The following is a 426-nucleotide window of genomic DNA, read 5'->3' on the forward strand; positions in this document are numbered from 1 at the left end:
CGCCGTTGGCTTCGACCCGCTTCTGCGCCTCCGCCATAGCGGACAGGTAATAGCCGCGCTGAAACTGGGCATATGCCACGTCGCCCGGATCCTGCGGGGCGGCATTCGGAGCCGGCTCGGGCAGGGGCGGCGACGGGTTGGCCTTCTTTGCCGCCGCATAAGCGGGGACAGCCATGAGCGACAACGACATTGCGAGTACGATGTGGATCGGCGCCTTCACGTCGCGACCTCCGCGACTGAGAGGCGCGCGGAGGCCTCCGCGACCGCGGCTGCCACGCCGCGTGGGTCCGAGAACACCGCATCGCCCACGGCGATAAAGTCGGCACCCGCGTCGACCAGCGGCGCAATTTCCTCGAGCGCGGTGGCATAGGCGACGCAGGGCACCTCGAAGAGATCGGCCCACCAGGTGACGCGCTCGATCAGCGC

General features: G+C 68.8%; 2 protein-coding genes. Both read right to left on the bottom strand.

Going from position 1 to position 426, the window contains the following annotated elements; translation table 11 throughout:
* Nucleotides 1-220, bottom strand: a 220-nt coding sequence (locus ACLD7X_RS19170) for a hypothetical protein (RefSeq protein ID WP_411425266.1), incomplete at its 3' end; no start/stop codon positions are given.
* A partial coding sequence (locus ACLD7X_RS19175; RefSeq protein ID WP_425625531.1) for a hypothetical protein occupies nt 217-426 on the bottom strand: 210 nt, incomplete at its 5' end. The genes ACLD7X_RS19175 and ACLD7X_RS19170, both read right to left, overlap by 4 nt.

The organism is Aphanothece microscopica RSMan92 (assembly GCF_046613545.2).
In the GTDB taxonomy this organism is placed as follows: domain Bacteria; phylum Cyanobacteriota; class Cyanobacteriia; order PCC-6307; family Cyanobiaceae; genus NIES-981.